Raw genomic sequence first — 8,878 nt, 5'->3', positions numbered from 1 at the left:
CACATACCGCGCCTGCCGCGACAGCGGCAAGGACGGCGGTGCGCAAGGACGAGCGCAGGGACATGGATATGGCTCCGTTCCAGGTCGGCCCCGATGGCGCCGCGATGCGGAATCGCACCGCGGCGCGAGGCGTGCCGACAGGCTGTCCCGAAGTTATGAAGAAACTGTCAGAACGCTGTGGTCATCGCATCAGGTCTGCTCGGAACCGCTCCCGGCGCCATCGCGGTCGTCGGTCGAGAGGCCGTCGGTCGAGCCGGCCTCCGTCGAACCGTCCCCGGACGAGCCACCGCGGTCGGCCGGGAGGCGGAGGGTGAACACCGACCCCTGTCCCGGCACGCTCACCGCCGTGACCGAACCGTCGTGCGCCTCCGTGAGTTTCCGTACGATCGCCAGGCCCAGCCCGCTGCCTCCCGTTCGGCGGCTGCGGGACTTCTCGCCGCGCCAGAAGCGGTCGAAGACATGACCGAGGTCCTCGGGCGGAATGCCGCTGCCCGTGTCGGTGACGTCCACCAGCACCGCTTCCCCGGACTCGGAGCCGTACGGACGCAGGGTGACCTTCCCGCCGGACGGGGTGTGACGGACCGCGTTCGAGACCAGATTGCCGATGGCCTGGCGCAGCCGGACCGGATCGGCCGTCAGCCCCGGGACCGGGCGGCCCGGTGGCGTGGGGAGCACCGTCAGCGCGACCCCGGCCGTCTCGGCGCGGGCCTGGTGCGCGGCGGCGACCTGGTTCAGCAGGTCCTCGATCCGTACCGGTTCGGGGTGCAGCCGCAGCGCGCCCGCGTCGGCCTGGGCCAGGTCCTGGAGGTCGTCGATGATGTGCTGCAACAGCACCGCCTCCTCGTGCAGCGAGGCGATGAACGCCGGGTCCGGCTCGGCCACGCCGTCCTGCGCCGCCTCCAGCCAGCCGCGGATGTTGCTGAGCGGGGTGCGCAGTTCATGGGCGACATCGCTGACCATGGCCTTGCGCTGGGCCTCCAGCCGGGCGCGGTGGGCGGACATGTCGTTGAAGGTGGCGGCGAGCCGCCCGATCTCGTTGTCCGCGGCGACCAGCACGGGCACGCTGTCCTCGCCGTCCCGCATCCGCTGGGCGGCGCCCGTCAGCGCGCGCAGCGGGCGTACGAGCCGTGCGCCCACGAGTACCGACGCGCCGACGGTGAGAGCGAGGACGAGCGCCGCGGTGCCCGCGATCCTGGCGGTGTTGGCCGGTGAGAGATCGAAACCGGGCACCGTGGTGCCACCGGTGTCGCTGATGAACAGCAGGGCGGGCGAGGCGACGTACGAACCGAGCTGTTCACGACGGGCCGTGCCGACACACGAGGCGATGGCCCGGCCGTCCTCGCCGTTGCCGACGGCGGGCGAGGGGCGGGTGTCCGGAGAGACGCTGGGCGTGACCGCCGTGGGCGGGGAGGTCGGCACGGGACTGGGCGCCTCGCTCGGCGCCTTGCTGACGATCGCATCCGCGGGCCGGGGCTCCGGCGCCTGCCCCCAGGACAGATCGAGCTTCAGGTGTACCCCGGCGCGGTTCTGGCGCTTCAGACAGGCGTCGGCCAGCTGGTTGAGGGACTTCAGCGCCTTCTTCTCGGTGGCCGTCGGACTGTCCAGGGCATCGGTGGTGCAGCGAGTGCCCTGGAGACGGTCGGGGTCGTTTCCCACCACCTGGATCCGAGGGCGGCCGCTCGCGCTGCGGACCACGTCCGAGGCGATCCCGGACCTGCTGAGGCAGGCCACGTTCCGGTCGGCGATCTGCTGCAACTCCGTACGTTCCGATGCGGGCAGCCGGAACGGCCCGACCGCTCGCGGATCGACCCGGTCGGCCGAGTCGGCGAGCGGATCGCGCCGCTCCGTCGTCAGCGCGATCCGCCGGCCGGACTTCCTGGCCAGCTCGCGCACCGTCCCCCCGACGTCCTCCCAGGTGGGATGAGCCGCCGCGTAACCGAGCAGGCTGTGGTAGATCCGGGCATCGGCGGTGAGGTTCTGCCCCTGCTCCTGCCGGATCGCGCCGGACGTCGTCTGGACGGCGAGCCAAGCGGTGGCAGCCACCGAACATGCCGCCACCAGTGCGGATACGGCCAGCAGCCGGGCGAAGAGGCTCTTGCGCAACGGCAGCCGCGCCCGCCGCTCGGAGCCGGGGGAGGTGCCGTGCGCCCCGTCGTGGAAACGCCCTCCGCTACGACGACGCACGCGCCGCAGCCTTCGCCGGGTCCGTCAGCTTGTATCCGACGCCGAAGACGGTGAGCAGCCGGGCCGGCCGGCGCGGGGCGGATTCTATCTTCTTGCGCAGGTTCATGACGTGCACATCGACCGTCCGATCGCTGATGTACCGGTCGAAGCCGTGGAGTTCCGCGAGCAGTTGCTGCCGGGAGAAGACGCGGTCGGGCTCGGCCGCGAGCGCGGCAAGGATCCTGAACTCGCCGGGCGTGCAGTCCACGGCCTCGCCGCCGACCGACACCACGTGCCGCGTCGGATCGACGACGAGCGCGCCGACCGTCAGCAGTGCGGCATCCGCCGGTGGGGCGCCCGTGGCGCGTCTGCTGCGGCGCAGCAGCGTACGGACCCGGGCCATCAGCTCACGAGGGCTGTACGGCTTGGTCACGTAGTCGTCCGCACCCAGATCGAGTCCGAGCAGCAGATCGTCCTCGGTCGTGCGGGCCGTCAGCATCAGTACCGGCAACTCCCGGCACTCTGCGCGCAGGACACGCACCACATCCAGCCCGTCGGCACGGGGCATCATCACATCGAGGACCAGCAGGTCCGGCTCCCGGTGCCTGACCAGGTCGAGGGCCGCGAGGCCGTCGCCGACGAGGGTGACGGAGTGACCTTCCCGTTCGAGGTATCGGCGGAGGAGTTCGGCCTGCTTCTCGTCGTCTTCAGCGACGATCACGTTTGCGCACACGTGCTCGATCGTAGAGGGGTTTGAACCGCGGGCGCCGACCTCTTGCCCGCGGTGCCCGCGACCTGCTCTTGTGTACCCGCAGGTAACAGGTGTGTGCGGCAGGTTCGTGCGCGTGGGCACGGAGACAGGATCCGTACGCACGAGGCACGGCGTTCACGAGGGCGGTAACAGGGTGGAGCCGGTGGCGGAGCACGACAAACGGGGCAGGCTGCCCGAAGGACTGGCCGACGCGATACGGGCGACGGCCACGGAGATCGCGGCGCTGCTGCGCGACGCTCCCGACACGGGGCTGCCGGTTCCCAGGTCGGAGTGGACCGTGGGGGAGGCGGCGGCGCATCTCGCGCAGGCCAACCAGCTGATGGCGGAAGTGGCCGCCGGGCACTCGCGCGACTACGGGGACGGCACCCCGCAGGGCCTGGCCGCAGCCAACGAGCGGGCCCTCGCAGCATTTGGTGAGCGCGAGGGCGAGCCGCTGGCCGCGATGATCGTGGCGCAGACCGCCGCGTTCCTCGACGCGGTGGCCGAACTCCCCGCGGACGAGGAGCTGATGACGCCGATGGGTCCGATGAACCGGGCGGTCCTCGGCTCGTACCTCCTGACGCACATGCTGGGCCACGGCTACGACCTGGCGCGGGCGCTGAGGCGCCCGCACATGGTCGACCGGCCCCGGGCCGGGCTGACCCTGCCCTTCTTCGTCCAGGCCATGCCCCGGGTGACCGACGCCGTGGCCACGGCGGGTCTCACTGCCCGCTACGCGGTCCGGCTGTGGGGCGGCGACCGATTCGGGGTGACGTTCACCGACGGCTCGGTGACGGTGGGGCACCGGCCGCCGGACCGCCCGGACTGCACGATCTCCATCGAGCCGGTCACGTTCCTGCTGATGGCGCTCGGCCGTATCTCCCCGGTGGGCGCCATGGCCAGGGGACGGGTCCTCGCCTGGGGGCGCAAGCCGTGGCTCGGGCCGCGCTTCCCGGAGTACTTCACAGCGCCGTGACGAGGCGGGCGGTGACAGGCCGGCACTGGCTACCCGCCGCTACCGCCCGCTCCCTCGGCCTCACCCGCGAGACCGTGGGACTCCATGAGCTCATCGTGTGCGGCGACCACGTCCCAGGCGAGTACGGTGACCATTTCCTCCCGGGTCGGTCTGCTGTCGGCGTGTGCGGCGTACAGCCGCAGGTCTCGTTGCGCGGAGGCCTTCTGGCAGAGCTCGCGTGCGAACCGGGCGTTGCCCACGGTGTCGGCCATCCCGCCGTCCACGATCGCCGCGCACAGGGAACCGAGGACATCGACGGCCCCGGCATCGGGCTCGTCGCCCTGGGAGGCCAGCACGGACCGGGCGATGAGGACGAGTTCCTCGGCGGAGTACGAGGGGAAGTCGACGCGCGTATTGAAACGGGACACCAGACCGGGGTTGCTCGCCAGCAGACCGGCCATCTCGTCGCGGTATCCGGCGAGTACGACGACGAGCCGGTCCCGGTCGTCCTCGGCCCGCTTCAGGAGCACCTGTAGCGCCTCGTCCCCGAACGCGTCGCCGCCGCTGTATCCGCTGTTGGACAGGGCGTACGCCTCGTCGATGAACAGCACCCCGTTCAGCGCGGAGTCGATGACCTGGGTGGTCTTGATGGCCGTGGACCCGAGGTGCTGCCCCACCAGATCGACGCGCTGGGCCTCGATCACATGACCGGACCGCAACAGGCCGAGCCCGGCGAAGACCTTGCCGATGATGCGGGCCACCGTCGTCTTGCCGGTGCCCGGCGGCCCCGCGAAGACGAAGTGCCGGGGCTTGGCACCCCCGGGAAGGCCCTGCTCCTCCCGTAGCGCGGCCATACGCAACTGGGCGATGAGGGTGAGCACTTGGCGCTTCACCGGTTCGAGGCCGATCATGCCGTCGAGGGACTTCCGGGCCTCGGCCAGCAGGGCGGCCCGCTCCTGCGCCGACGGCCCGTCCCCGCTGCCGTTCTCCGCGCCGCCACCGGGCCCGGTCTGCGGCGACGGAGAGCCCGCCGAGGCCGGAACTGACGGCGCCGGCTCACCGGAGTGCCGCGCGGGAGCAACGTCCGGAGCGACCTCGGGGGTGAGCGGGGCGGCCGGGGCCGGCGCCGGGCGGGCCTGGGCGCGGACATCCACGTCGAAGAGGTCCGGAGAACACCGGAAGGCGTACTGGTACCGCTTCAGGGCATCCTCCTTCCGCCCCAGCTCCTCCAGCGACCGCCCCATGAAGTACTTTGTCTCGGCATCGAACCTGCTGCCCTTCTCCAGCTTCCCGGGGAGCGGCGCGAGCACGTTCAGCGCCTCGTGGTGGACGCCCTGGGCGAAGAGCGACGCACCGACGTACAACTGCGACTCGTCGCGCAGGAACGCGTCACCGATTCCGGTGGCGAACCTCAGCACGAGGGCCCAGTCCTCCTTGAGGAACGCGTACCGCGTGTAAATGAACCGGGTCTCGTCACAGTCCAGTTGCGCGGTCGACAGTCCGGCCCAGGCCTCGTCGAGCCGGCCGTTGTCCAGCAGCGAGGACATCGCGGCCAGCCACAGATCGCGTGCGTTCTCCAGCCGGAAGGTGACGTAGTGGCCGATCTGGAACGTGGACCGCAGGGGCAGCCCGAACTTCGTGCGCAGCGCGCCGAACGCCCCGGAGGTCCGGAGCATGGCGTCCAGGGCCCGCTGCTGATCCTGCCCGGTCGCATGGAGGCCGAGCCACGCGTCGGCGGCGGCCGGATCGTGGGACGCGGCGAGCGCGAACTGCGCGGACGCCCCCGCGGTGTCCCCCTGCCGCATCAGCAGCATCGCCTGATTCCACGCCTGCTCGGCCTTCCTGACCGACCCCCGGCTCGCCGCAGCACCCTGCACGTGACTCTCCCCCTCCGGCGCGTGCGCAGCCCGTGCCGCGGCCCGCACGGCCACCGTGATCACCTGGAACGGTCGTCAGGATAGCCAACCCCGCCCGTGGCGCACGGTGTCGCACGGGGCGCCGCCGGACTCGGTAGATTGCATCCGCACGGTGGCAGCGGCGGTGCCGGGGAGGGCGCACCGCGCGGAACACCGGGAACGGGGAGTGCGCGACATGCTGGATCCCATTTCGCTGACGGCCGTTTCGGCGGTGCTCGGTGCGGTCGGCTCGGGAATGGCCAACGAGGCCGGAAGATGGGCGTGGGAGTCGACGGGCGGATTCGTCCGCCGCATCGCAGGCCGCGAGATCCCGGCGCCCACCGCACCGGACGAACTGGACGCGGTCGCCCGCATGGTGTCCGACCGGCTCCGCCGCGACCCTCAACTCGCCTCCTCGTGGACGGCGTTCGTGAACCGGGTGAGCGGTGGCGGCCGGGGTCCGGGAGCGGACTTCGCACCCGCCGCCGGACAGCCGGGCCTCCCCGCCTCGATCAGGTTCTTCACCGACCGCAAGGAGGCGTTGAAGAGCCTCGACCGCGAGGCGTCGCGCCGTGCGGACGGAACCCCGAGGCTGGCCCTGGTGCACGGCGCCGAGGGCATGGGCACCAGCACGCTGGCGGTGCACTGGGGAGTGCGCCAGGCGGCCGTGTTCCCGGACGGGCAGCTCTACGCGGATCTGGCCGGCGGCACCGCTGCCGCACGCGATGCGGGGACCGTACTGCGCAGCCTGCTGCGCCAACTCGGTGTGCGGGACGAGGAGATGCCGGCCTCGGCCGGAGAGCTGAGCGAGTTCTTCCGCCGCTGCGTGGCGGACCGGAAGCTGCTGATCGTCCTGGACCATGTGCACTCGGCCGCCCAGATCCGGCCGCTCCTCACCTCCGCGCCCGCTGTGTTCACGATCGTGGTGGCCCGTCGTCCGTTCCCCGGCCTCGACGCGGTACGCGTTCCCGTCGGCCCGCTGACGGACAAGGACGCGGTACGGCTGCTGACCCAGCTCCTGGACAAGCCGGCGATCGCGGCGGCCCGCGCCACCCTGCCCTCCGTCCTCGCCCGGTGCGGCGGATCGCCGTACGCCCTGCGCGCGGCGGCTCCCCGCCTCACCGAACCCGCGTCCGGCCCGGCCGCCGGCGCCGACCCCGTACGGGCGGCGGCGCAGGACACCTACCGCTCGCTGGAACCGGGGACGGCGAAGCTGTACCGCCTGATGGCGGTATGCGACTGGCCCGCCCTCGACGCCGCGGTGGCCGCGCACGCGACCGGAACGACGCCCGAGGACGCCGCCCAACGACTGGACGAACTGGCGGAAGGGCTCCTGCTGGAGCGCAACACCACCGCTGACGGCCGGGCCCGCTACCACTACCGCCCCGCGGTCCGCGGACACGCCGAGGCCGTCGCCGTGCAGGAGGACGGCATCGCCGCGTGCTCGGCCGCGATGGCCCGAGCCCTTCGCTGGTATGTCGATCTGTCGACGTCCGTGGCCCATCAGGCGCTGCCGGAGAGCTGGCGGGTCCCCACACCCTCGGCCCCAGGCACCCCGGTCCCAGGAACCCCGGCCTTCGAAAGCCGGGGCGAGGCGCTCGACGCACTGATCGCCGAGTGCGGCAACCTGATCCAGGCCGTCCACTGCGCCGAGGAGTCGGGCGACCCGGCTTCGGCCGTACGGCTGTGCCGCTCCCTGTGGCCGCTGCAACTCAAGGCCGGCCGCCACGAGATGCTGCTGCCCGCACTGCGCATCGGAGCACGGCTCGCCGACACCCACCTGCCGGGAACGGCGGACGCGGGAGCACTGCACGCCCAACTCGCGCACACGCTGACCGAGCTGCGCCACTGGGACGAGGCGGAGGCGGAGGCACTCGCGGCCGCGCGGGCCGAGGAGGCGGCGGGCCACAAGCGGGGCCATGCGTCGGCAACGGAGTTCCTCGGACTGCTGCGGCTGCGCCAGTGGCGGTTCGAGGAGGCCTACGCGTGCTTCGAGGCGGCGGACGCCGTCCTGATCACGATGGGCACTCAGGACGAAGGAACCGCCGACGTCCCCCGCGCACGTGCCCTGCTGGAACGCCACCGGGGCCGGGCCCTGCGCGGCCTCGGGAGGTTCGAGGAGTCCCGGGACCGGCTGGGGACGGCACTGAGCCACTTCCGGGCGCAGGGGGATACGTACAACACGGCCCGGACCCTGACCGACCTGGCCGAGACCTGGCTGGACGCGTCGGACACCGCGGCCGCCCGCCCGCTGATCGAGGCGGCGATCACGACGCTGAGCGGCCAGAGCGCCGAGTACCACGTGGCCCATCTGCGGTCCATGCGCGAGCGCTGCACGGCCGAGGAACGCGGCACCCGCTGAGCCGCGTCACCCGGGGTGGAGGCCGGCGACCCGCACGCGTACCCGCCGGGCCCCGAGGCGGACCGCGAACCCGCCGTCAGCCACCAGCTTCGCGAGCCGCGTCGCCGTGACGTCGCCGCCGGCTTCCCCGGCCCCCAGCAGCGCATGGAGGGCCGAGGCGGCGGCAGCGGGGTCCACCGCGGTCTCCGGCGAGGACAGCAGGCGCAGCGGCTCCCCGTCCCGCAGCCGGACGACACACTCGGCAGGACCGACCGTGAAGGCGGCCAGCGCACAGCCGGGGTGGCGCTGCAACACCTCCTCCGTCCAGATAGCCGGAGACCCGAAGCGAGGATCGTCGGGCAGGCCGTCCCGGAAGATGACGTCGGCCAGCTCCAACTGATCCACGTCGCGGGTGTCCTCGTGCACGGCGATGTGAATCTCCCCGCCGGCACACTCGGCGGCCGGCGGGGAACCCGCCCAACGGGTCACCACGACCTCGCCCGGCCTCGGCACCCGGGTCAGTACATGGAGGGGAGCCGTGACGGACACGGGCTCGTGGCCGGGCAGCGGCAACGGGTCCAGCGAGGCGGGCCACTCCGGCTCCGCCGCACCCATCATCGAGTAGAACAGGGTCCGCAGCCGGACCGCGGCCTCGCCCGGCACGGAGGTCGTGTACGCGGCGGGCCCCGGCAGCGGCCGATGGTGCTCGATGAGCCGGTCGATCTGCTCGCGCAGCGGCTCACGGGGATCGAGCCGGGGCGCCTCCCGCATGA

At 72.5% G+C, this 8,878-nt stretch carries 5 protein-coding genes and 1 pseudogene; 2 read left to right on the top strand and 4 right to left on the bottom strand.

From position 1 onward, the window contains the following. Positions 1 to 189: 189 nt before the first annotated feature. Both J1C73_RS19105 and J1C73_RS19100 read right to left on the bottom strand, forming a co-directional pair. On the bottom strand, positions 190 to 2,184 hold the full coding sequence (locus tag J1C73_RS19105; protein ID WP_372446706.1) for a sensor histidine kinase: 1,995 nt from the start codon (positions 2,182 to 2,184) through the stop codon (positions 190 to 192). Beyond that, complete coding sequence (locus tag J1C73_RS19100) at positions 2,171 to 2,896, bottom strand: response regulator transcription factor (protein ID WP_307797733.1); 726 nt, start codon at positions 2,894 to 2,896, stop codon at positions 2,171 to 2,173. The genes J1C73_RS19105 and J1C73_RS19100 overlap by 14 nt, the downstream gene beginning before the upstream one ends. Before the next feature lie 181 nt (positions 2,897 to 3,077). Between J1C73_RS19100 and J1C73_RS19095 the strand changes: the two genes are divergently transcribed. Further along, positions 3,078 to 3,890 carry a maleylpyruvate isomerase family mycothiol-dependent enzyme gene (locus tag J1C73_RS19095; protein ID WP_307797732.1) on the top strand — a complete coding sequence of 271 codons (813 nt, stop codon included), beginning with the start codon at positions 3,078 to 3,080 and terminating at the stop codon, positions 3,888 to 3,890. 29 nt (positions 3,891 to 3,919) lie between these two features. On the opposite strand, the gene J1C73_RS19090 is transcribed toward J1C73_RS19095, so the two are convergent. Further along, positions 3,920 to 5,746 carry an AAA family ATPase gene (locus J1C73_RS19090; RefSeq protein WP_307797731.1) on the bottom strand — a complete coding sequence of 609 codons (1,827 nt, stop codon included), beginning with the start codon at positions 5,744 to 5,746 and terminating at the stop codon, positions 3,920 to 3,922. A 214-nt stretch (positions 5,747 to 5,960) separates the two neighbouring features. Here J1C73_RS19090 and J1C73_RS19085 point away from each other — a divergent pair, with 214 nt between their 5' ends. Continuing rightward, entirely contained in the window at positions 5,961 to 8,126 is a 2,166-nt protein-coding gene (locus tag J1C73_RS19085) for an ATP-binding protein (protein ID WP_207317469.1), read from the top strand. Positions 8,127 to 8,132: 6 nt separating this feature from the next. On the opposite strand, the pseudogene J1C73_RS19080 reads toward J1C73_RS19085, so the two are convergent. Beyond that, positions 8,133 to 8,878: pseudogene (locus tag J1C73_RS19080) on the bottom strand (hypothetical protein); the annotation flags it as partial.

The organism is Streptomyces laculatispora (assembly GCF_017353455.1).
Lineage (GTDB): Bacteria > Actinomycetota > Actinomycetes > Streptomycetales > Streptomycetaceae > Streptomyces > Streptomyces laculatispora.
This window is presented reverse-complemented; position numbering and strand designations above follow the sequence as displayed.

Coding starts and splice junctions, on each gene's coding strand:
- J1C73_RS19085 (WP_207317469.1), top strand. CDS start 5,961: ATGCTGGATCCCATTTCGCTGACGGCCGTTTCGGCGGTGCTCGGTGCG.